Here is a 20,247-nt window from a genome sequence, read left to right as displayed (position 1 = left end):
TGGGCCTGATCCTGGAGCCGTCGGGCGAGTTCGCCATCCTGTCGGACATCCTGGGTGACGAAGATCACCTGGGCGACATGGACTTCAAGGTCGCCGGCACGCGCGAAGGCATCACCAGCCTGCAGATGGACATCAAGGTCGCCGGCATCACCGAAGAGATCATGACCAAGGCCCTGACCCAGGCTTCGGCCGGTCGCCTGCACATCCTGGACGAGATGGACAAGGCCATGACGGCGCCGCGCGCCGAACTGGGCGAGTTCGCGCCCAAGATCGAAACCGTCAAGATCCCGGTCGACAAGATCCGCGAAGTGATCGGCTCGGGCGGCAAGGTGATCCGCGAGATCGTCGAGAAGACCGGCGCCAAGATCGACATCGGCGACGACGGCACCATCAAGATCGCCGCCAACGACCAAGAGAAGATCGACGCCGCCAAGGACTGGATCAACTCCATCGCGGCCGAGGCCGAAGTGGGCAAGATCTACACCGGCAAGGTCGTGAAGGTCGTGGACTTCGGCGCCTTCGTGAACTTCTTCGGCGCTAAGGACGGTCTGGTCCACGTGTCGCAGATGGCTCTGGAGCGCGTCGCCAACCCGGCCGACGTCGTGTCGGAAGGCCAGGAGGTCAAGGTCAAATTCCTGGGCCTGGACGACCGCGGCAAGACCAAGCTGTCGATGAAGGTCGTGGACCAAGCCACCGGCGAGGACATCACCGACAAGATCAACGCCGAACGCGCCGAACGCGGCGAAGCCCCCCTGTCGGAAGACACCGGCGGCCGTCCCAAGCGTGACGGTGATCGCGGCGGCGACCGCGGCCGTCGTCGTCGCGACTAAGGTCTAGACCTACGTCTGAAAGAAGAAGGCGGCGCTCCTCGGGGGCGCCGCCTTTTTCCTGTCCGCGTCAGGCGCGGCATTCCGCCGGCACGTCGCCGCGTTTTTCCCACAGGGCGCAGGACCGGTCGATCTCGTCCTGGATCATCTGGCACGGATTGGCCGGATTGCATGGCGGGTGGCTGGCCGGACTGACGGCGGTGCAGCGCGCCGCCAGGGCCGCGGCGCCGTCGGCGCCCTGGTCCAGGGTGCAGGACATGGCGCCCGCTTCCGTCGGGGCGACGGCGTCTTCCTGGGGCGGGGCGTCGTCGGGCATGACCAGGTCTTCGCCGCCCGTGACCACGGCCGCAGGGGCCCCGGCGTCCTTGTCCGGAGACGGCGGCTGGCAGGCGGCCAGGAACAGGGGCAGGGCGAGGGCGGCGGTCAGCAGGGTCGGCAGGCGCATGTCAGCTCGTCTCCGGCGATGGCGGGCCGGACGATGCCCGGTTTCGCCGAACGACGAAACCCCGCCTGCGGACACGTTTCGGTCAGCGCGCCTCCAGCGCCGCCCGTTGCAGGGCGAACAGTTCGGCGCAGCCGCCGTGGGCCAGTTCGAACAGGCGGTCGAACTCCGCGCGCGAGAAGCCGCGCTTTTCGCCCGTCGCCTGAATCTCCACGATGTCGCCCGCCCCGGTCAGCACGAAGTTGGAATCCGCCTCGGCCGAGGAATCTTCTTCATAGTCCAGGTCCAGCACCGGCTGGTCGGCGCAGACGCCGCACGACACAGCCGCCACCTGATCCAGGATGGGATCGGTGGTCATCACCCCCTCTTCGCGCAGATATTTCAGGGCCGAGGCCATGGCCACCCAGGCGCCGGTGATGGCCGCCGTGCGCGTGCCGCCATCGGCCTGGATCACGTCGCAGTCCAGCACCACCTGCCGCTCGCCCAGGGCCTTCAGATCGACCACGGCGCGTAGCGACCGGCCGATCAGGCGCTGGATCTCCTGGGTCCGGCCCGACTGCTTGCCCGAGGCGGCCTCGCGACGGCCGCGCGTGTGGGTGGCGCGCGGCAGCATGCCGTATTCGGCCGTCACCCAGCCCTGGCCCTTGCCGCGCATCCAGCCGGGGACATTCTCCTCGACCGAGGCGGTGACCAAGACCCGGGTATGGCCGAACGACACCAGGCAGGAACCCTCGGCATAGCGGTTGACGCCGGTTTCCAGCGTCACGGGGCGCAGCTGGTCGGCGATGCGGCCGGACGGACGGGGGGCGGTCATGCGGGAACTCCTTGGAAGGCGGCGAGCGGCTGCTTATCCTGAAACCGTGAGCCTGTCCTCCTCTTCCCTTTCCGTGACCCTGCGCCGCGCCACGGCCGACGATGCGGCCCTTCTGGCGCGCTGGGACCGCCAGCCGCACGTCATCGCCTGCGCCACCGACGACCCCGAGGCCGAAACCGCCTTCGCCGGCGCGGTGTGGGCGGAAGAGATCGCCACATCATCCGACGACAGCTTCTATCTGATCGCCCAGGTCGATGGCCGCCCCATCGGCGCCCTGCAGGTGATCGACCCGCATGCCGAGCCGACCCATTACTGGGGCGCGATCGAACCCAACCTGCGGGCGCTGGACATCTGGATCGGCGAACCGGACGCCCTGGGTCAGGGGTTCGGCACGGCCATGATGACCCAGGCGATCGACGCCTGTTTTGCGGACCCGAAGGTCACGGCCATCGTCATCGACCCGCTGAACTCCAACACCGACGCGCACCGGTTTTACGGACGGCTGGGGTTCCGGCCTGTCGAGCGGCGCCTGTTCAACGGCGAGGACGACTGTCTGGTGATGCGGCTGGACCGCGCCGACTGGGAGGGCCGGGCATGAGCCTGATCCAGCCCGCCTACGCCGGCCTGACCGCCCTGGACCAGCGGGCGCGCGACATCTTTCGCCGCATTGTGGAAAGCTATCTGGAGACGGGCGAGCCGGTCGGATCGCGCACCCTGTCGCTCAGCGGCGTGTCCCTGTCGCCCGCCTCGATTCGCAACACCATGCAGGATCTGACGCTGGCGGGCCTGTTGCGGTCGCCGCACGCCTCGGCAGGGCGTATTCCGACCCATGCGGGCCTGCGGCTGTTCGTCGACGGCCTTCTGGAGATCGGCGATCTGGGGACGGAAGAACGGCGCGAGATCGATGCGCGGCTGGCCGGACGCGGACGTCATTTCGACGAGGCGCTGGACGCCGCCTCGGCCCTGTTGTCGGGCCTGGCGGGCGGGGCGGGCGTCGTGGTCACGCCGGTGCAGCAGGCCGGGGTCAAACATGTGGAGTTCGTCGCCCTGGGCCACGATCAGGCGCTGGCGGTGCTGGTGGCCGACGACGGCACGGTCGAGAACCGGCTGATGCCCCTGACGGCCGGGGTCACGCCCGCCACCCTGACCGAGGCGTCCAACTTCCTGAATGCGCGGCTGAAGGGCCGCCCCCTGGCCGAGGCGCGCACCGAGATGGCGGCCGAACTGGCCACCGCCCGGCGCGAACTGGACGCCGCCGCCGCCCGCCTGGTCGAGGACGGGGTGGCCGCCTGGTCCGGCGGGGCGGACCGCGAGCGGTCGCTGATCGTGCGCGGCCGGGCCAATCTGCTGGCCGACGCCGAGGCGGTCGAGGATCTGGAGCGCGTCCGGTCCCTGTTCGAGGATCTGGAGCAGAAGGAACAGCTGATCGGCCTGCTGGACGGGGTCGAGGGCGGCCAGGGGGTTCGCATCTTCATCGGCGCCGAGACGCGGCTTTTTTCGCTTTCGGGTTCCGCCGTGATCGCGGCGCCCTATATGACGGGCCGGCAGCGGGTGCTGGGCGCCATCGGCGTCATCGGCCCCGCGCGATTGAACTACGCCCGTGTCATACCGTTGGTGGACTATACCGCCCGGGTGCTGGGCCGGATGCTGGACGGACAAGAGACGTGAACGAGACGCCCGAAAACGATCCTATCGAGACCGAACTGGACGCGGACATCGCCGAGGCCGAGGCGGAGGAGGCCTTCGCCGACCCGCTGGACGCCGTCATCGCCGAGCGGGACCAGTGGCGCGACCGCGCTCTGCGCGCCGCCGCCGAGGCCGAGAACGTCAAGCGCCGCACCGAAGGCCAGATGAACGACGCCCGCGCCTATGCGATCCAACGGTTCGCGCGCGACCTGCTGGGCGTGGCCGACAATCTGGAGCGCGCCCTTCAGGCGGCGCCCCAGGGTGCGGACGGCGCGGCCGCCGGCCTGGTGACCGGGCTGGAGATGACGCAGAAATCCCTGCTGGCGGCCTTCGAGGCCAGCGGCCTGAAGCGCGTGGCGCCGGGCCCCGGCGAGGCTTTCGACCCGCACCTGCATCAGGCGATGATGGAGCAGCCGTCCGCCGAGGTTCCACCCGGCACGGTGATCCAGACGCTGCAGCCCGGCTACGCCCTGTTCGACCGCACGGTGCGGGCGGCCATGGTGGTGGTGGCGGCCAAGGGCGCCGGCGGCGCGGCCAAAGGCCCCTATGCCGAGGCCGGGACCAATGGCGGGACGTTCGACGCCCAGGCCTAAAGGTCAGTCGGCCGGCTTGACCGGCTTTTCGGGCTTGGGCGCCTTGGGGGCTTTTTCGGCCGCCTTGTCAGCCTTGGGCTTCTTGATCTTGTCCGGCTTGGGCGCGGCGATCTTCCTGGCGGCCTTTTCGGCCTTTCGGGCCTCCTTGGCGGCCTTCTTGGCGGCGCGGGCCTCGGCCTTGGCGATGTCGGGGGCCGCATCGGCCGTGGCCGCCAGCTCGCCCAGGACCGTCAGGAAGACATCGCGCCGCCCCTTGGGCAGCAGGGCCAGGATGCGCTTGTCGGCGGACTGGACCATCGGCCGGGCGGCGTCCAGGGCGGCGGCGCCCGCTTCGGTCAGACGCACGGCCATGGCGCGGGCGTCCAGGGTCGAGCGCTGGCGTTCCACCAGACCCTTGCTCTCCATCCGCGCGACCAGATCGGCCAGGGTCGAACGGTCGATGCCGGTGGCGCGGACCAGATCGGTCTGGGTCAGGCCGGCCTTGGCCGCCACGGCCTCCAGCACGGCGAACTGACGCTGGGTCAGGCCGTCAGACCCGACCTCTTCGGTATAGATGTCCAGCGCCAGCTGCAGCGCGCGGTGCATCAGGTGGCTGGGCGAGGCCGACAGGGCCCCGGTGCTCTTCTTCGCCGACTTGCCGGTCTTGACCATTGGTAATCCCCCGGAACCGAGGTCTGGCCTAACAGCCCCGGTTTACGGTTTCGCGACGCAAAGACGACAGTTGGTCCTTGCAAGGCGTTTCATCGACTAAAGACCCGTGTCGGGCGACACCGGACCCGGCGGCTCGTCACGGGTCAGGTTGCGCATGATCAGCGGCAGCTGCGAAATGCCGAACACCGAGGCGGCGATCCACAACACGCCTCGGAAGGCCACCCACACCGCTTCCGGGTCCGGCGTGCCCCGGCCCAGGGCGTGCCAGATGGCGGTGACGGCGGCGGGGCTGCGGATCACCTCGTTCACCAGGGCCACGACCAGGAAGTAGATTCCATAACGGATGGTCAGGGTGCGCCAGGCGGCGTCATTGACCTTGATCGCATCGCCCAGCAGGGCCTTCAGCGGCTGTTTGCCCATCATCGTCCCGCCCAGCAGCAGCCCGGCCAGGAAGATGTTCAGCACCGTCACCTTCAGCTTGATGAACAGGCCGTCGTCGAAAAACACCGTCAGCAGGCCGAACACCAGGGCGAAGCCGCCGGTCAGCAGCGGCATCAGCGCCAGCCGCTTCTCGACCAGAAAGCCGACCCCCAGGGCGATGGCCGACCCGGCCACCAGCACCCAGGTCGCCTGGACCAGGGCTTCGGCTGATTCCAGCCCGCGCGCCCGCAGGATCAGGAAGGCGGCGGCGAAGGCGGCCAGGGCGCCGAAATCGACCGCGCTGCGGATCCACTGGCGTTTCGAGGCGGCGTCATCGGTCATGGTTTCAGTCCTCTAGCCCCACCAGAGAGCGGGCGAAGGCGTCGGCGTCGAACGGTTGCAGATCCTCGACCCCCTCGCCCACGCCGATCAGCTTGATCGGGGCGTCCGAGGCGTTGGCCACCGGCACCAGCACCCCGCCGCGCGCGGTGCCGTCCAGCTTGGTCATCACCACGCCCGAGACATAAGCCGCCCGGCCGAAGATCTGTTCCTGGGCCAGGGCGTTGCGGCCGACCGTGGCGTCCAGCACCAGCAGGGTCTCGTGCGGGGCATCGGGTTCGATCTTCTTCAGCACGCGCACGATCTTCAGCAGTTCGTCCATCAGGGCCGATTTGTTCTGCAACCGCCCGGCCGTGTCGATCAGGACGACATCGTAATTCTCGGCCCGGGCCTTGGTGTAGGCGTCGAAGGCCAGGCCGGCGGGGTCGGCGCCGTCGCGGCGGCTCTCGAAATCGGCGCCCGCGCGCTCGGCCCAGACCTTCAGCTGCTCGCGCGCGGCGGCGCGGAAGGTGTCGCAGGCCACGATCATGACCTTGGCGCCCTTGCCCGTCAGATCGGCGGCGATCTTGCCCAGGGTGGTGGTCTTGCCCGAGCCGTTGACCCCGACGAACAGCACCACGAACGGCTTTACGCCCTGGTTCAGCGGATCGAAGGTCGCCTGATTGGGGCGCAGTTCGGCGGCCACCGCCTCGGCCAAAGCCTGTTTGACCTCGCGCTCGTCCGACACCTTGCCGAAGCGCAGATCGCGGAACCGGGCCACGATCCGGTCGGTCGCGGCCGGGCCCAGATCGCTTTCCAGCAGATGCTCCTCCAGCTGCTCCAGCGCGGCTTCGGACAGCGGCTCTTTGACGAAGGTCGCCACCACCTGCTCGGTCATCTGCTTGGACGAGCGGGACAGCCCCTCGCTCAGGCGCGAGAACCAGCCCTTCTTCGGCGTATCGGTCATGCATCCGCTTTAGCCGCCGGGGGTTGTCAGGTCACGGGCGAAAGTGGCGCAGGCCCGCCTTAGCCGTTACATGACCAAGGAGACTGCAAGGACGACGACCGTTGGCCAGGACCGAACCCTTCCACGCCCCCCGCAACCAGGGCTTTGTGCGCGTGGCCGCCGCCACGCCGGTGGTGCACACGGCCGATCCGGCCGCGAACATGGTCCAGCATCTGGCCCTGATCGAACAGGCGGGGGCGCAAGGGTGCGACCTGATCGTCTTCCCGGAACTGAGCCTGACCGGCTACGCCATCGACGACCTGGTGATGCAGGAGGCCCTGCTGAACCAGGTGGAGACCTGTATCAAGCCGCTAGCCGTGGCGGCCCAGGCGGCCGGGGTCATCGCCGTGGTGGGGGCGCCGATCCGGCATGGGGATGCGCTCTATAACTGCGCCGTCATCCTGGCAGGCGGCCGGGCGCAGGGGATCGTGCCCAAGACCTATCTGCCCAACTATCGGGAGTATTACGAGAAGCGCTGGTTCGCACCGGGCGCGCGGGTGCGCGGCGGGGTCAGGATCGGCGACGACTGGGCCTCGTGGTTCGGGGGCAATTTCGTCGTCGAGGTCGCCGGGCGGCCCGGCTTCACCTTCGGCGTCGAAATCTGCGAGGATTATTGGGCGCCCCTGCCGCCTTCGACGCGGCTGGCCCTTTCGGGCGCGCGCATCATCCTGAACCTGTCGGCGTCCAACGTCCTGATCGGCAAGGCCCAGGACCGCGAACTGCTGAGCGCCAGCCAGTCGGCGCGGGCCATGGCGGCCTATGTCTTCACGGCCTCTGGCTGGGGCGAATCGACCACCGACCTGGCCTGGGACGGGCAGGCGACGATCCACGAACTGGGCGCCCGCATCGCCGCCGGGCCACGCTTTTCCCTTGAGCCGCATCTGACGGTGGCCGACGTCGATGTGGAGCGGATCGGGCTGGAGCGGATGCGCACCGGCACCTTCGCCGACTGCGCCCGCGAAGAGGCGCGCCGCGCGCACGAAGACGACCATATCGGCCGCCTGCTGATCGTGGATGAAGACGCCCCCGCCGGCCCCGCGACCGGTCCTTTGATGCGGGCGATCGACCGCTTCCCCTTCGTGCCCGACGATGCGGCGCGGCTGGATCAGGACTGTTTCGAGGCCTTCAACATCCAGGTTCAGGGCCTGATGCGGCGGATGACGGCGACCAAGGCCGAACGCATCGTCATCGGCGTCTCGGGCGGGCTGGATTCGACCCAGGCCCTGCTGGTCGCCTGCGGCGCCTTCGACCGGCTGAAGCTGCCGCGCACCGGCATACTGGCCTACACCATGCCGGGCTTCGCCACGTCCGAAGGCACCAGGTCCAACGCCTGGGCGCTGATGAAGGCCCTGGGCGTCACCGGCGCCGAGATCGACATCCGGCCCACGGCCATGACCATGCTTGAGGGCATCGGCCACCCCTATGCGCAGGGGCAGGCGGTGCACGACATCACCTTCGAGAATGTGCAGGCGGGCCTGAGGACCGACTATCTGTTCCGGCTGGCCAACCAGAACGGGGCCTTCGTGCTGGGCACCGGCGATCTGTCGGAACTGGCCCTGGGCTGGGCCACCTATGGCGTCGGCGACCACATGAGCCACTACAACGTCAACGGCGGGGTGGCGAAGACCCTGATCCGCCACCTGATCCGCTGGGTCGCCGAGCACAAGATGGCGGGGGCCGAGGTCGCGCCGGTGCTGCGCGCCATACTGGAGCAGGAGATTTCGCCCGAACTGGTCCCGGCCGTGGACGGCCAGATCCAGTCGACCGAGGCGACGGTCGGTCCCTATGCGCTGAACGACTTCTTCCTGTTCCACATCACCCGCTATGGATCGACGCCGTCCAAGGTCGCCTATCTGGCGCACCAGGCCTGGGGCGATGCGGGCCGTGGCGACTGGCCCGCCGGAACGCCGGACGTGGAAAAGGTCGACTACGACCTGAAGACCATCAAACACTGGCTGCGCAAATTCCTGGTCCGCTTCTTCCAGACCAGCCAGTTCAAGCGCTCGGCCCTGCCCAATGGCCCCAAGGTGGTGACGGGCGGCAGCCTCAGCCCCCGCGGCGACTGGCGCGCGCCGTCGGACGCCACGGCCCGGGTCTGGCTGGACGAGCTTGACAGCAACGTCCCCGGCGTCTGAAACCCTCCGTCCATGACCGACGACATCACCAAAGACTCCAACGGCAACCTGCTGTCCGACGGCGACAGCGTGACCCTGATCAAGGACTTGAAGGTCAAGGGTTCGGGCGGGGTGACGCTGAAGCGCGGCGCCCTGGTCAAGAACATCCGCCTGACCGGCGACCCCGACGAGATCGAGGCCAATGTCGAGAAGGTGCGGGGCCTGGTCCTGCGGACGGAATTCGTCAAAAAGGCTTAAGCTCAGGCTTGTTCCTGCACAGGAAATGGCGCGCCAGACGGTCCGGTGTTCGGGCGGGAGGCGATGGCCCCTACAACCCTTAGCGGACCTTGCCCAAACGATAGCTGCCATTCACCATAGGACGCATGGAGTACTTCACACGAGCTTGGGCGCTTGGTGACGTTTCTGATGAGGAATGGGACAAAGTTGAGAGCGCCTATCGAGCATATATCGATACCCTAGATCAGGGCTCGGCCGTCTGGCGATTTGCGACGACGATAGGGCTGAATGACGCCTTCGTAGATCGGGTTATCGAGGACGTGGGGGACATCCGGCTGATGCTTCTCACAGGTGACCTGCAGCGCGGTTATTGGCACACTAAAATCACCTACAAGAATGCCCGCTTAATCTTAGGGCGCGGCGCCCTCGCTCAGGCGGTGCAGAACCGTCCGACCGAGATCTGGCATGACGAGTTCTCAGGTTTGGGGTCTGAGATGGTTCATCGGTTTCTGCTGGTCCAGCCGAACGGAACTGAAGATAGGGGGGAGGTCCACATCCTGTTCACGGACCTTGAATTTTCTGAAGTCCCAGCCCGAGGTCGCGAACTGCCCCCTCTTTGAGTTCAGTTCACTGTTTGCTCAAAACTAGTACGGGAGAGGTCCGCTCCGAAGAGGCTTTGGAGCCGAAAAACCGTCACGGCGCCTCGGCCAGGAACGGGAAGATGGCGGCGCGGGCCTCGGGTTCGTCCAGCATGGGGGCGTGGCCGACGCCGGGAACCTCGACATAGTCCATTTTGCGCGCCGCCTTGCGCATGCGGGTGGCGATCTCTTCGCTGAGCAGATCGGACGTGGCGCCGCGCACCAGCAGGGTCGGCCGACCCTTGGCCAGTCGCCGGAAGAAGGGCCACAGGTTCGGGACCAGCGCCTTTTCCCCCGCCGCCCGGATCGGAACGGCGATGTCGGGATCATAATTCAGCACCGGCGCGCCTTCGGTCCCTTCGCGGAACACCCGACGGGCGAAGGCGTCCCAGAAGGCGTCGTCGCGGTCGGGGAAGGCGATTTCATTGTTGCGGCGGGCCACGTCGCGGGCGTCGGCCCAGCTGTGGATCTCGACCGGCTGGCCCGTATAGGCGGCGATGCGGGCCAGGCCCTCCTTGGCCACCTCTGGTCCCACATCGTTGATGATGGCCCCGGCCACCACCCGCGGCTTGATCGCCGCCAGGGCCATGGTGATCAGCCCGCCCATGGAGGTGCCCAGGAAGATGGCCCGCTCGATCCCCGCCTGCTGCATCAGGGCCAGCATGTCCCGCGCATAGTTCGGCGGCTGATAGGTCATCGGGTCCGGCGCCCGGTCCGACAGGCCGCGCCCGCGCACATCGACCGCCAGGACGCGACGGCCGCTGGCGGCGATCAGGGGGGCGATGACCTCGAAATCGGCGCTGTTGCGCGTCAGGCCGTGGATGGCGATGACCGGCAGCCTGGTCGGTCCGTCCGCCGGGGCGTAGTCGCGGGCGTACAGGCTCAGGCCGTCCGGCGAGGTCCAGCGACGATCAGCATAGGGCTTGCTCATGGCCCCAGTCTGGACCCCGGACGCGCCCGTTTCAACGTCGGATGGAATACCGCCGCTCGCGGATCAATGCCCCAGCAGGTCGCGCACGAACCGGTCCAGGTCGCCGCCCTCGAAGCGGAAGCCCGACACGCCCGCGCGGCGCGCCGCCTCCAGATCGCTGGCCTGGTCGCCGATCAGAAAGCTGCGGGCCGGGTCGACGCCGTGATCATTGATGGCCCTCAGGATCATGCCGGGGTTGGGCTTGCGGTCCGGGTGGTCGAGATGGCGGAATTCCTCGACCTTGGCCTCGGCGTGGAACGGGCAGGCATAGACCGCGCCGATGCGGGCGCCACGGGCCGCGAACCGGCGCACCAGGGTGTCGTTGAAGCGGTTCATCTGCTCCAGGCTGAACAGGCCGCGCGCCACGCCGGACTGGTTGGTGACGATGATGGCCATATAGCCCAGGGCGTTCAGTCGCCGCACCGCCTCGGGCGCGCCCGGCGTGATGCGCATCTGGTCCTCGACATGCGGATAGCCGGTGTCCTCGATCAGCACCCCGTCGCGATCCAGAAAGACGGCGGCGATCCCGGTCATCCATTCGGCTCCAGCACGGCGGTGAAGGCGGTCATCAGGTGATACAGGGTCGAGGTCGGAACCCGCACGTCGCCCGTCCGCCCCTCGGCGTCATAGCTGTCCATCCACAGGCCGGGCGTCGCCGTGGCCAGATGGCTGTCGAACACGGCGTCGATCAGGCGCGTGGCCTGGTCTTGGTCGCCGACCAGCAGATGGGTGCGGATGGCCTCGGTCTGGGCCCACAGGCGTCGGCCGCCGTCGATGACGCCGCCGTCACGCCCGATCTCGCGCATCGCAAAGCCCGAGCCGTCCAGGCCGCGCGCCACGGCGGTGGCGTACAGCGCCCGCGCCGCCGCCGACCGGTCGCCCAGACCGGCGGCGCGGGCGCGGTCCAGCAGCCAGACCCATTCCAGATGATGGCCGGGTTCGGCCACCCGGCCCGGCGCGCCTGGCGCCACGGCCCAGTCCTCGGTGAAATACTCGCCCAGAACCCCGTTGCGCCCATCGAAGAAGGCGCGGTCGAACAGGGCCAGGCTTTCGCCCGCCATGGCGTCCCACCGGGCATCCGGCGCCGTCTCGCGCCAGGCCAGCATGGCCTCCAGCAGGTGCATGTGCGGGTTCTGGCGGCGCGGCAGGACCGGCGGGATCGCCTCGTCCCAGCCGCCGTGCGGCGACGCCATCCGGGCGCGAATCGCCTCCAGGGTCTGCTGCGCCAGGGGCAGGGCGCGCGGGTCATCCAGAACCCGGCGCCCAGTCGCCAGGGCGAACAGGACGAAGGCCTGATCATACAGGTCCGCCGTTTCGTCCACGGGCGCGCCGCCCGCATCGGTGGTCAGGCGCCACAGGCCGTCGTCGCGGCGGCAGGCGGCGATCATCCGGTCCAGGCCGGCCTGGGCCACGGCCCGGCCCGGCGCCCAGCCCAGGGCGGCGCCCTGGGCGAAGACATAGACTTGACGGGCCTGGACCCGCGTGCGGCGCACCAGGCCCGGAACCGGCCGTCCCTCGAAATCCAGCGCTTCATGAAAGCCGCCATCGGCCGCCGCGCCGCGTTCGGCCCACAGCGGCAGGGCCTGGTCGAACAGCCAGGCGCGCACCCGATCCTGACTGGGCGATAGCGACGTCACCGGGCTTGGCTTACGGTCCCGCCCACGATTTGCCAAGCCGCACGCGTCAACGTCATCCTGCGGTCGCCGCTTTGTTGCATCCGGCAACGGGAAGTGACCCCCGGCCGTTTGGCGTGACGGGGGCCGGTTTGTTAAAGCCCGCCTGATTTTCTTCGCCGCCCGCCGGCGCCTGGACCCGAAACGCCCATGATCCCCTTCATCGACCTGCAGGCCCAGCGCCTTCGTCTGGACGGCAAGATCGAGGCCGCGGTGGCCGAGGCCGTGACCGGCGGCGCCTGGGTCATGGGCCCCCAGGTGCGTCAGTTCGAGGCCGATCTGGCCGCTTTCGGCCGGGCGAAACACGCCCTGGGCTGCGCCAACGGCACCGACGCCCTGGCCCTGCCGCTGATGGCCTGGGGCGTCGGGCGCGGCGATGCGGTCTTCGTGCCCAGCTTCACCTTCGCCGCGACGGCCGAGATCGTGCCCTGGTTCGACGCCGAGCCGGTGTTCATCGACGTGGACGCGCGCACCTACAACATGGACCCGGCCCATCTGGAGGCCGCCATCGAGGCGACGAAGGCCGAGGGCCGCCTGACCCCGCGCGTGGTCATCGCCGTCGATCTGTTCGGCCAGCCGGCCGACTATCCGGCGATCAAGGCGATCTGCGACAAACACGGGCTGAAGCTGATCTCGGATTCGGCCCAGGGCTTCGGCTGCACCATCGACGGCCACCACCCGCTGAAATGGGCCGATGTCACCACCACCAGCTTCTTCCCGGCCAAGCCCCTGGGCTGTTACGGCGATGGCGGGGCGGTGCTGACCGATGACGACGACCTGGCCCAGCTGATGGATTCCATCCGCGTGCACGGCAAGGCGGTGGCCCGCGACCTGGAGGGCCGCACCTTCGATCACGACCCCAAATATCTGAACATGCGCATCGGCCTGAACAGCCGTCTGGACACCATCCAGGCCGCCGTCCTGATCGAGAAGCTGAAGGTGTTCGGCCAAGAGATCGAATGGCGCAACCGCATCGCCGCCCGCTACAACGCGGCCCTGCGCGACCATGTCGCCGCCGTGCCGGACGTGCCCAAAGGCCATATCTCGAACTGGGCGCAATACACTATCGAGCATCCGAACCGCGACGCCCTGGCCGCGCATCTGCGCGAACAGGGCGTGCCGACGGCGGTCTATTATCCGATCCCGCTGCACCTTCAGCCGGCCTACGACATGTATCCGCGGGGTCCGCAGGGTTTGCCGATGACCGAGCGGCTGAAGGACGTGGTCATCAGCCTGCCCATGCACGCCGACCTGGACGAAGCGACCCAGGACCGCATCATCGCCGCCGTCGTTTCGTTCAAGGGCTGATCTCCGCATGACCTCGCATCCCGCTCCGCTGAAACTGGGCGTCGCCGGCGCCGGCGTCATGGGCCGCAACCACGCCCGCGTGGCCGCCGACATCCGTGATTTCGACCTGACCCATGTGCTGGACATGGACGCCCTGACGGCCGAGGGCGTGGCCGCCGCCTATGGCGCCGCCGGGGTGTCCAGCGCCGAGGCCTTCGTTGCGGCGGGCCTGGACTGCGCCATCGTGGCCACGCCGAACCGTACCCACGCAGACCTGTCGGTGGCCCTGCTGGAAAAGGGCGTTCACGTCCTGGTCGAAAAGCCCATCGCCGCCACCGTGGCCGACGCCCGCCGCATGATCGACGCGGCCGCCGCCAATGGCCGGGTGCTGATGGTCGGCCAGGTCGAGCGGTTCAATCCGGCGGTCGAGGCGGTCAAGCGCGCCATCGCCGGCGAAGACGTCATCTCGATCCAGATCACCCGCGTCGGCCCCTTTCCGCCGCGCATGGGCGAAGTGGGCGTGGTGATCGACCTGGCGGTGCACGACATCGACATCATCCGCCACCTGACCGGGTCCGAGATCGTCGAGGTCCAGCCCCAGCTGGCCCGCACAAAGGCCGACCGCGAAGACACCGCCCTGCTGCAATTCCGGCTGGAGAACGGGGTGATCGCCCACATCACCACCAACTGGGTCACGCCCTACAAGACCCGCACCTTGCAGGTGGCGACCCAGAACAAATTCGTCGTCGCCGATCTGATGACCCGCCAGGTCACCGAATATTTCGGCCAGCAGCCGGACGGTTCCTATTCGACGCGCGGCGTCATGAGCTGGCCCGCCGAGCCGCTGAAGAAGGAGCTGGAAGCCTTCGCCCGCGCCATCCGCACCGGAGAGGCGCCCGAGGTCACCGGCGAAGACGGCCTGCGCAATCTGGAAGTGGCCCTGAGGTGCCTGGGCGAGGGGTGAAGCGGGCGGATGCGGCGCCGTCGTTCACTTTCAGCCCAGAGCGCGCCTCACGTCCGTCGCGCAAAAGCGTCGCCGACGAACGGCAGAGGACATCGATTCTGACCTGGCTTTAATTTGACGAGGCGCCCCCGCCTCCCGCCTTGTGGCGACATGATCAAGCTGACGGTTCTGATGGGCGCCCTGGCGTGCCTGGGGTGTTCGGCGCCGCCGCAGGCGCAGTCGGGGGCGAGCCAGGGGGCCGGCGTCGTGATGGCGACCGCTATCGAGGCGGTGCGCCCCGGCGGGCCGCATCCGGTGGGGGTGGCCGAGGGTCCGGCCCTGGCGTCCGGGGCGACGACGCGGCTCTATTATCCGGCGGCGGACGCCTCGGGCGAGGTGCGGGCCGAGGGGCCGAGCCCCGATCACCGGGCCGATCTGGCGCGCCGGTTCGGGCCGGATGCGGCCGGGATCCTGGCCCAGGCCGTAACGGCCGCCCGTCGCGGGGCCGCGCCCGCAACAGGCCGCTTCCCCCTGGTGGTGTTCCAGCCGGGCGCTTCCATGGGCGGGGGCGACTATCGTCTGCTGATCGAGGATGTCGCCAGCCGGGGCTATGTCGTCCTGGTCCTGAACCCCGAAGGCTCGCCCCCTGTGTCGGGCGGACGCTATCGCCAGGCGGCGGCGGAATTGGTCGAGGCGGTCGCCCTGGCGCGGTCCGGCGCCGTGGCGGGGATCGAGGGCGACCGGGTGGCCGTGATCGGTCATTCCCTGGGCGGGTCGGCGGCGGTCATGGCCCTGGCGGACCTGCCGGGCGCGGTCGCGGTGAACCTGGACGGCGACTACAACGGGCCGACGCGCATCCCGGCGGATGGCCGCGTTCTCTATCTGCTGGGCCGGACCGAGGGCGAGGCGGATCGCTCGCGGGACCGGCGCGCCCGCGTCTGGCGCGAGGCGGCCCAGGGGGCCAGCGACGCCGTGGCCCTGCAGGTCCCGGATGTCCGGCATTTCGACTTCGCCGACGCCGCCCTGATCCAGGACGCGGTTCCCGAGGACCGCCGCCGCACCCGGTTCGGGGCCATAGGCGGGGCGAAGGCCCACGCCCTGACCACGGATCTGGTCGCCGGATTTCTGGACAGCCGCCTGAAGGGCCAGGCCGACGCCTGGTCCGCCGCCCGGGCGCGCCACCCCGAGGCGGCGGCCCCCACCACCTGGTGACGCCTCAGCCGCCCACCATCTGCATCGACAGCCATTCGGCGATCAGGGCCGGTTTTTCGGCGCCGTCGATCTGGACCGTCAGCTCGTGCCGGATCAGCCAGCGGCCGCCGCCCTTATCCTCAGCGCCCAGCAGCTTGAACCGGCCGCGCACCCTCGACCCGGCCGGAACCGGCGCCAGGAACCGCAGCTTGTCGAAGCCGTAGTTGACCCCCATCACCACCCCGTCCAGCGGCTGGACCGCGTCATAGCTCATGGCCGAGGCCAGGCTGAGTGTCAGGAATCCATGCGCGATGGTCCCGCCGAAGGGGGTCTGTTTCGCCAGCTCGGGGTTCACATGGATGAACTGATGGTCCTCGGTCACCTGGGCGAAGGCGTCGATGCGGGCCTGGTCGATCTCGAACCAGCGCGAGACCCCGACCTCCTGGCCGATCAGGGATTGCAGGTCGGATGGTGCAGGCATGGGCTCAGTCTCCGGCAGGGGTGAAGCGGTTTTCGATGATGGCGGCGAACAGGCCCGGATCGACATTGCCGCCCGACAGAACGACCGCCGTGGTCAGGCCCTGGGTCGGAACCTTGCCCGCCAGCAGGGCGGCCAGGGACACCGCCCCGCCCGGCTCGACCACCAGTTTCAGGGTGCGAAAGGCGTAACGCACCGCCTCGGCCGCCTCGGCGTCGGTGACGGTCTCGACCCGGTCCAGCCGCCGGTTGATCGGAAAGGTCAGCTCGCCCGGCCGGTCGGTCATCAGGGCGTCGCAGATCGACGGATGGGCCACCGGCGGATGGGTCAGCCGCTGGCCCGCCGCCAGCGAGATCTGGGTGTCGTTATAGGCAGCCGGTTCGACCCCGATCACCCGCGTCTTCGGCGACCGCGCCGCCATCGACAGATTGATGCCCGCGACCAGCCCCCCGCCAGAGGCGCCGCACAAAAGCTGGTCCAGGCGCGCATCCGCCTGTTCCACAATCTCCAGCCCCGTCGTGCCCTGGCCCTCGATGACGAAGGGATCGTCGAACGGCCGCACCAGCACCGAACCGCGCGTGGCGGCGATCTCTTCGCCGATGGCCTCACGGCTCTCGGAATAGCGGTCGTAGGTTCGCACCTCGCCGCCGAAGGCGATGACGCCCTCGATCTTCACCCGGGGGCTGTCGGCGGGCATGACGATGATGGCCGATGTCCCGACCATGCGGGCCGCCGCCGCCACCGCCTGGGCGTGGTTGCCCGACGAATAGGCCACGACGCCGCGCGCCTTCTCCTCATCCGTCAGCCGGCTGATGCGGTTATAGGCCCCGCGGAATTTGAAGGCGCCCGCGACCTGAAGGTTTTCGGCCTTCAGCAGCACACGGCCGCCCAGATGCGCGTTCAGCGCCGGGCTTTCGATCAGGGGGGTGCGCACGGCGTGGCCGGCGATCTGGCGGGCGGCGTCCAGGACGCCCTCGAACGAGGCGGTGTGCATGGCCGCCACCTAAGCCGATGCGACGCCGTGGTCCAAGAGGCGATACGGCCGATGACGGCGCGCCCGGCTGCCCCTATGTTGCCGATCATGAGCGAACCGACCGAAGCGCCCGCCCTTCGCCTGTGGCTGATCGACGCCTCGGCCTACATCTTTAGGGCCTATCACGCCCTGCCGCCCCTGACGCGCAAGTCGGACGGCCTGCCGGTCGGCGCGGTCCAGGGATACTGCAACATGTTGTGGAAGCTGATCCGCGACATGAAGGGGGCGGACGGCCCGACCCATTTGGCGGCCATCTTCGACCATTCGGAAAAGACGTTCCGCAACGACCTCTATCCCGAATACAAGGCCAACCGGCCGCCGCCGCCCGAGGATCTGGTTCCGCAATTCCCGCTGGTGCGCGAGGCGACGCGGGCGTTCGGCGTGCATTGCGTCGAACTGCCGGGCTATGAGGCCGACGACCTGATCGCCACCTATGCCTGTATGGCGCGCGATGCGGGGGGCGAGGCGGTGATCGTGTCGTCCGACAAGGACCTGATGCAGCTGATCGGGCCGTCGGTGGTCATGTGGGACCCGATGAAGGATCGGCGCCTGGCCGAAGAGGCGGTGTTCGAAAAGTTCGGCGTCACCCCGGACAAGGTGATCGAAGTTCAGGCCCTGATCGGCGACAGCGTCGACAATGTGCCCGGCGCCCCCGGCATCGGTCCCAAGACGGCGGCCCAGCTGATCGGCGAGTTCGGCGATCTGGACACCCTTCTGGCCCGCGCCGGCGAGATCAAACAGCCCAAGCGGCGCGAGACCCTGATCGAATACGCCGACCAGATCCGTCTCAGCCGCCAGCTGGTCACCCTGACCTGCGACGCCCCGGCGCCCGAGCCGATCAGCGACTTCGTGGTGCGCGATCCCGATCCGGCCACCCTGTCGGCCTTTCTGGAGATGATGGAGTTCCGGTCGCTGTCGCGCCGCGTCGGCGACGGCAAGGCGGCGGCCCACGACGGCTCGGCCTTCGCGCCCAAGCCCATGTCCGCGCCGGTATCCACGCCCCGCTATGCGCCCGCCGAAACGGCCGCCCCGGTCGAGGGCCAGACGTTCGATCACGACGCCTATGTCTGCATCCAGACGCTGGACGATCTGGACGCCTGGATCGCGCGGGCGACGGCGGCGGGGGTGGTCGGCTTCGACACCGAGACCGACGCCCTGTCGGCGACCCATGCGGGCCTGTGCGGCGTGTCGCTGGCGCTGGGGCCGAACGACGCCTGCTACATCCCCCTGACGCACGAACACCCCGAGGCGGCCGGGACCGGCGGCGGGCTGGACTTCGGCGGCGAACCGGCGCGCGAGCCGATCCTTCAGATCGACAAACCCACGGCCATGGCGCGGCTGAAGACCTTGCTGGAAGACCCGGCGGTGCTGAAGGTCGGCCAGAACATCAAATACGACATGGCCGTGATGGCCCGGCGCGGCGTGCGCGTGGCGCCGATCGAAGACACCATGCTGATCAGCTATGTACTGGACGGCGGCCTTTACGCCCACGGCATGGACGAGCTGTCCAAACGCTGGCTGGGACACGAACCCATCGCCTTCAAGACCGTGGCCGGGACCGGCAAGGCGCAGAAGAGCTTCAAACACGTCGAACTGGCCCCCGCCACCCGCTATGCGGCCGAGGACGCGGATGTGACTCTGCGGCTATGGCGGATCCTGAAGCCGCGCCTGGCGGCCGAGGGGCTGACCACCGTCTATGAGACGCTGGAACGCGGCATGCCGGCGGTGCTGGCGGACATGGAGCTGGCGGGGGTGCGGATCGACCCGGACCGGCTGCGGCGCCTGTCGCACGAATTCGGCCTGAAGATGATCGATCTGGAGGAGAAGGCCCAGACCCTGGCCGGCCGCCCCTTCAACCTGGGCAGCCCCAAACAGATCGGCGAAATCCTGTTCGGCGAAATGGGCCTGCCGGGCGGCAAGAAGACCGCCACCGGACAATGGGGCACCGACGCCAGCGTTCTGGAAGACCTGGCCCTGACGCACGACCTGCCGCGCGCCTTGCTGGACTGGCGCCAGCTGTCCAAACTGAAGGGCACATACACCGACGCCCTGACGGCGGCGGCCGATCCCAAGACCGACCGGGTGCATACCTCGTATCAGCTGGCCGCCGCCTCGACCGGGCGGCTGGCCTCCAGCGACCCGAACCTGCAGAACATCCCCATCCGCACCGAGATCGGCCGCCAGATCCGCCAGGCCTTCATCGCCGCGCCCGGCCATGTGCTGATTTCGGCGGACTACAGCCAGATCGAGCTGCGCCTGCTGGCCCATATCGGCGACATCGCCGAGCTGAAGCGCGCCTTCAAGGCCGGGCTGGATATCCACGCCGCGACGGCGTCCGAGATGTTCAACGTGCCCATCGAGACCATGGACGCCGAGACCCGCCGCCGGGCCAAGGCGATCAATTTCGGCATCGTCTATGGCATTTCCGCCTTCGGCCTGGCCAATCAGCTGGGCATCGATCAGGGCGAGGCCGGGGCCTACATCAAGACCTATTTCGAGCGCTTCCCCGGCATCCGCGAATATATGGACCGCACCAAGGCCCAGGTGCGCCAGGACGGCCATGTCACCACCCTGTTCGGCCGCCGCATCCACATTCCCGCCATCCATTCCAAATCGGGCGCCGAGCGCCAGTTCGGCGAACGGGCGGCGATCAACGCCCCGATCCAGGGCTCGGCCGCCGACATCATCCGTCGCGCCATGATCCGCATGCCCGACGCCCTGGCCCGCGCGGGGCTGAAGACCCGCATGCTGATGCAGGTGCACGACGAACTGGTGTTCGAAGCCCCCGAATCCGAGGCCGAGGCGGCCCTGACCCTGATCCGCGGCGTCATGGAGACCGCCGCCGAACCCGCCGTGGCCCTGACCGTGCCCCTGGTCGTCGAAGCCAAGGCCGCCGCCAACTGGGACGCTGCACATTGATGGAGAC

21 protein-coding genes are annotated in these 20,247 nt (G+C 68.8%); 11 read left to right on the top strand and 10 right to left on the bottom strand.

Annotated features, from left to right (window positions below; genetic code table 11):
• The coding region (locus tag Q0581_RS11940) for a S1 RNA-binding domain-containing protein (RefSeq protein WP_298700564.1) at window positions 1-830 on the top strand (830 nt) is incomplete at its 5' end.
• 67 nt (window positions 831-897) lie between these two features.
• Here Q0581_RS11940 and Q0581_RS11935 read toward each other — a convergent pair.
• Both Q0581_RS11935 and rph read right to left on the bottom strand, forming a co-directional pair.
• Window positions 898-1,272 (bottom strand): hypothetical protein, encoded by a 375-nt coding sequence (locus Q0581_RS11935; protein WP_298700563.1) that lies wholly within the window; start codon window positions 1,270-1,272, stop codon window positions 898-900.
• Between the two features lie 82 nt (window positions 1,273-1,354).
• Window positions 1,355-2,083 carry a ribonuclease PH gene (gene rph, locus Q0581_RS11930; RefSeq protein WP_298700562.1) on the bottom strand — a complete coding sequence of 243 codons (729 nt, stop codon included), beginning with the start codon at window positions 2,081-2,083 and terminating at the stop codon, window positions 1,355-1,357.
• A 46-nt stretch (window positions 2,084-2,129) separates the two neighbouring features.
• Between rph and Q0581_RS11925 the strand changes: the two genes are divergently transcribed.
• Genes Q0581_RS11925 through grpE form a run of 3 tightly spaced genes read left to right on the top strand, consistent with a single transcriptional unit; the run spans window position 2,130 to window position 4,362 of the window.
• Window positions 2,130-2,681 (top strand): GNAT family N-acetyltransferase, encoded by a 552-nt coding sequence (locus Q0581_RS11925; protein WP_298700561.1) that lies wholly within the window; start codon window positions 2,130-2,132, stop codon window positions 2,679-2,681.
• Window positions 2,678-3,751: a heat-inducible transcriptional repressor HrcA gene (gene hrcA, locus Q0581_RS11920; protein ID WP_298700559.1), complete on the top strand. Its 1,074-nt coding sequence runs from the start codon at window positions 2,678-2,680 to the stop codon at window positions 3,749-3,751. Before Q0581_RS11925 ends, hrcA begins: the two co-directional genes overlap by 4 nt.
• Entirely contained in the window at window positions 3,748-4,362 is a 615-nt protein-coding gene (gene grpE / locus Q0581_RS11915) for a nucleotide exchange factor GrpE (RefSeq protein ID WP_298700557.1), read from the top strand. The genes hrcA and grpE overlap by 4 nt, the downstream gene beginning before the upstream one ends.
• Before the next feature lie 3 nt (window positions 4,363-4,365).
• Here the strand turns inward: grpE and Q0581_RS11910 are convergent, their stop codons facing one another.
• From Q0581_RS11910 to ftsY, 3 genes are all read right to left on the bottom strand, one after another.
• Window positions 4,366-5,013 carry a MarR family winged helix-turn-helix transcriptional regulator gene (locus Q0581_RS11910; RefSeq protein ID WP_298700555.1) on the bottom strand — a complete coding sequence of 216 codons (648 nt, stop codon included), beginning with the start codon at window positions 5,011-5,013 and terminating at the stop codon, window positions 4,366-4,368.
• A gap of 96 nt (window positions 5,014-5,109) precedes the next feature.
• Window positions 5,110-5,775 (bottom strand): septation protein IspZ, encoded by a 666-nt coding sequence (locus tag Q0581_RS11905; protein ID WP_298700553.1) that lies wholly within the window; start codon window positions 5,773-5,775, stop codon window positions 5,110-5,112.
• A gap of 4 nt (window positions 5,776-5,779) precedes the next feature.
• Complete coding sequence (ftsY, locus tag Q0581_RS11900; RefSeq protein WP_298700551.1) at window positions 5,780-6,718, bottom strand: signal recognition particle-docking protein FtsY; 939 nt, start codon at window positions 6,716-6,718, stop codon at window positions 5,780-5,782.
• Between the two features lie 101 nt (window positions 6,719-6,819).
• Here ftsY and Q0581_RS11895 point away from each other — a divergent pair, with 101 nt between their 5' ends.
• From Q0581_RS11895 to Q0581_RS11885, 3 genes are all read left to right on the top strand, one after another.
• Window positions 6,820-8,892, top strand: coding sequence for an NAD(+) synthase (locus tag Q0581_RS11895; protein WP_298700549.1), 2,073 nt, complete (start codon window positions 6,820-6,822; stop codon window positions 8,890-8,892).
• Between the two features lie 12 nt (window positions 8,893-8,904).
• Window positions 8,905-9,129: an alkylphosphonate utilization protein gene (locus tag Q0581_RS11890; protein ID WP_298700547.1), complete on the top strand. Its 225-nt coding sequence runs from the start codon at window positions 8,905-8,907 to the stop codon at window positions 9,127-9,129.
• A 125-nt stretch (window positions 9,130-9,254) separates the two neighbouring features.
• A complete protein-coding gene (locus Q0581_RS11885; RefSeq protein WP_298700545.1) occupies window positions 9,255-9,728 on the top strand; it encodes a hypothetical protein in 474 nt (157 codons plus the stop codon).
• A 73-nt stretch (window positions 9,729-9,801) separates the two neighbouring features.
• Here Q0581_RS11885 and Q0581_RS11880 read toward each other — a convergent pair whose 3' ends face one another.
• The 3 genes from Q0581_RS11880 to Q0581_RS11870 all read right to left on the bottom strand — a co-directional run bounded on the left by Q0581_RS11880 (window position 9,802) and on the right by Q0581_RS11870 (window position 12,323).
• Complete coding sequence (locus tag Q0581_RS11880) at window positions 9,802-10,677, bottom strand: alpha/beta hydrolase (RefSeq protein ID WP_298700543.1); 876 nt, start codon at window positions 10,675-10,677, stop codon at window positions 9,802-9,804.
• A gap of 63 nt (window positions 10,678-10,740) precedes the next feature.
• The gene (locus Q0581_RS11875) at window positions 10,741-11,250 is read right to left on the bottom strand and encodes an HAD family hydrolase (protein WP_298700542.1); all 510 of its coding nucleotides are present in this window, start codon (window positions 11,248-11,250) and stop codon (window positions 10,741-10,743) included.
• Window positions 11,247-12,323, bottom strand: a complete 1,077-nt coding sequence (locus Q0581_RS11870) for an AGE family epimerase/isomerase (RefSeq protein ID WP_298700541.1) — start codon at window positions 12,321-12,323, stop codon at window positions 11,247-11,249. Before Q0581_RS11870 ends, Q0581_RS11875 begins: the two co-directional genes overlap by 4 nt.
• Window positions 12,324-12,539: 216 nt before the next feature.
• On the opposite strand from Q0581_RS11870, the gene Q0581_RS11865 reads away from it, so the two are divergent.
• The 3 genes from Q0581_RS11865 to Q0581_RS11855 all read left to right on the top strand — a co-directional run bounded on the left by Q0581_RS11865 (window position 12,540) and on the right by Q0581_RS11855 (window position 15,831).
• Window positions 12,540-13,697, top strand: a complete 1,158-nt coding sequence (locus Q0581_RS11865; RefSeq protein WP_298700540.1) for a DegT/DnrJ/EryC1/StrS aminotransferase family protein — start codon at window positions 12,540-12,542, stop codon at window positions 13,695-13,697.
• Window positions 13,698-13,704: 7 nt separating this feature from the next.
• Window positions 13,705-14,640 carry a Gfo/Idh/MocA family oxidoreductase gene (locus tag Q0581_RS11860; RefSeq protein ID WP_298700539.1) on the top strand — a complete coding sequence of 312 codons (936 nt, stop codon included), beginning with the start codon at window positions 13,705-13,707 and terminating at the stop codon, window positions 14,638-14,640.
• A gap of 150 nt (window positions 14,641-14,790) precedes the next feature.
• The gene (locus Q0581_RS11855; protein WP_298700538.1) at window positions 14,791-15,831 is read left to right on the top strand and encodes a hypothetical protein; all 1,041 of its coding nucleotides are present in this window, start codon (window positions 14,791-14,793) and stop codon (window positions 15,829-15,831) included.
• Between the two features lie 4 nt (window positions 15,832-15,835).
• Here Q0581_RS11855 and Q0581_RS11850 read toward each other — a convergent pair whose 3' ends face one another.
• Window positions 15,836-16,291, bottom strand: a complete 456-nt coding sequence (locus Q0581_RS11850; RefSeq protein ID WP_298700537.1) for a MaoC family dehydratase — start codon at window positions 16,289-16,291, stop codon at window positions 15,836-15,838.
• A gap of 4 nt (window positions 16,292-16,295) precedes the next feature.
• Entirely contained in the window at window positions 16,296-17,282 is a 987-nt protein-coding gene (locus tag Q0581_RS11845) for a threonine/serine dehydratase (RefSeq protein WP_298700535.1), read from the bottom strand.
• A gap of 87 nt (window positions 17,283-17,369) precedes the next feature.
• Between Q0581_RS11845 and polA the strand changes: the two genes are divergently transcribed.
• The gene (gene polA, locus Q0581_RS11840) at window positions 17,370-20,240 is read left to right on the top strand and encodes a DNA polymerase I (RefSeq protein WP_298700534.1); all 2,871 of its coding nucleotides are present in this window, start codon (window positions 17,370-17,372) and stop codon (window positions 20,238-20,240) included.
• Window positions 20,241-20,247: the final 7 nt, after the last annotated feature.

The organism is uncultured Brevundimonas sp. (assembly GCF_937863155.1).
Classification (GTDB): domain Bacteria; phylum Pseudomonadota; class Alphaproteobacteria; order Caulobacterales; family Caulobacteraceae; genus Brevundimonas.
This window is presented reverse-complemented; position numbering and strand designations above follow the sequence as displayed.

Bases quoted from the DNA above. Each gene is read 5' to 3' on its own strand.
- Q0581_RS11935 (WP_298700563.1), bottom strand. From the start codon at position 1,272: ATGCGCCTGCCGACCCTGCTGACCGCCGCCCTCGCCCTGCCCCTGTTC.
- rph (WP_298700562.1), bottom strand. From the start codon at position 2,083: ATGACCGCCCCCCGTCCGTCCGGCCGCATCGCCGACCAGCTGCGCCCC.
- hrcA (WP_298700559.1), top strand. From the start codon at position 2,678: ATGAGCCTGATCCAGCCCGCCTACGCCGGCCTGACCGCCCTGGACCAG.
- Q0581_RS11910 (WP_298700555.1), bottom strand. From the start codon at position 5,013: ATGGTCAAGACCGGCAAGTCGGCGAAGAAGAGCACCGGGGCCCTGTCG.
- Q0581_RS11905 (WP_298700553.1), bottom strand. From the start codon at position 5,775: ATGACCGATGACGCCGCCTCGAAACGCCAGTGGATCCGCAGCGCGGTC.
- ftsY (WP_298700551.1), bottom strand. From the start codon at position 6,718: ATGACCGATACGCCGAAGAAGGGCTGGTTCTCGCGCCTGAGCGAGGGG.
- Q0581_RS11890 (WP_298700547.1), top strand. From the start codon at position 8,905: ATGACCGACGACATCACCAAAGACTCCAACGGCAACCTGCTGTCCGAC.
- Q0581_RS11885 (WP_298700545.1), top strand. From the start codon at position 9,255: ATGGAGTACTTCACACGAGCTTGGGCGCTTGGTGACGTTTCTGATGAG.
- Q0581_RS11880 (WP_298700543.1), bottom strand. From the start codon at position 10,677: ATGAGCAAGCCCTATGCTGATCGTCGCTGGACCTCGCCGGACGGCCTG.
- Q0581_RS11875 (WP_298700542.1), bottom strand. From the start codon at position 11,250: ATGACCGGGATCGCCGCCGTCTTTCTGGATCGCGACGGGGTGCTGATC.
- Q0581_RS11865 (WP_298700540.1), top strand. From the start codon at position 12,540: ATGATCCCCTTCATCGACCTGCAGGCCCAGCGCCTTCGTCTGGACGGC.
- Q0581_RS11860 (WP_298700539.1), top strand. From the start codon at position 13,705: ATGACCTCGCATCCCGCTCCGCTGAAACTGGGCGTCGCCGGCGCCGGC.
- Q0581_RS11855 (WP_298700538.1), top strand. From the start codon at position 14,791: ATGATCAAGCTGACGGTTCTGATGGGCGCCCTGGCGTGCCTGGGGTGT.
- Q0581_RS11850 (WP_298700537.1), bottom strand. From the start codon at position 16,291: ATGCCTGCACCATCCGACCTGCAATCCCTGATCGGCCAGGAGGTCGGG.
- Q0581_RS11845 (WP_298700535.1), bottom strand. From the start codon at position 17,282: ATGCACACCGCCTCGTTCGAGGGCGTCCTGGACGCCGCCCGCCAGATC.
- polA (WP_298700534.1), top strand. From the start codon at position 17,370: ATGAGCGAACCGACCGAAGCGCCCGCCCTTCGCCTGTGGCTGATCGAC.